Source organism: Bacillus sp. LR--39 (assembly GCF_053613335.1).
Genome location: NZ_JBSIOT010000926.1, coordinates 1 through 690, shown reverse-complemented (window position 1 = coordinate 690; position 690 = coordinate 1). Strand labels below are relative to the sequence as shown.

The window sequence follows — 690 nt, the reverse complement described above, 5'->3', positions numbered from 1 at the left end:
CCTTCCATTTGTTGCTGGAAATTGAATTATTGACAAGCCGATATTCAGCCAGGCATTCATTCATTCCATAGGCAGTAAATCCTTTTTTTAAAAGAGACAGCCATGTGGCTAAGTCCTGTCTCGTTCTGATATTCGGCATTTGGATCTGTCCCGTTTGCTCCCTGTCAATCATCACCGTCAAGCAGCCGATAATTGTATTTTTCAGGGCGTCATCGTACGTCAGGCTTTCCGGCGCATGAATAAATTTATCGAGCGGGGTCCCGTCCTGCGCCATTAAGCTGTAGCCCGTGAAAGAGAACGCACAGGAGCGCTCCATCATAAACTCAAGCTGCTTTTCCAGTTTGTCTTTTTTCCATTTGTCATCACTGTCCAAAAATGCTACGTAGCGCCCTTGAGCGCGTTCCAACGCTTTGTTGCGAGCAACAGCAGCTCCGGAGTTCTCTTCCAGATACACCACATGAATTCTTTCGTCTATTTTTTCATACTGCTGTAAAATGTCGCGGGTCCCATCCGTTGAGCAATCATCCACGATAATCATTTCCCAATGAGGATGGCTCTGATCTAATACCGAATGAACCGTGTCTTCAATATAGTCACGCGCATTATAGGAAGGTGTAATGACAGATACGAGAGGTTTCCAATTGGTCATGATCACATCTCCATCGTATGATTTTAAAAGGATTCTCTGAA

Annotated in this window: 1 protein-coding gene; it reads right to left on the bottom strand. The window is 44.8% G+C overall.

Annotated elements, in window-relative coordinates:
- Positions 1-649, bottom strand: a 649-nt coding sequence (gene tuaG, locus ACWHAR_RS27515; RefSeq protein WP_452088489.1) for a teichuronic acid biosynthesis protein TuaG, incomplete at its 3' end; no start/stop codon positions are given.
- Between the last annotated feature and the right edge of the window lie 41 nt (positions 650-690).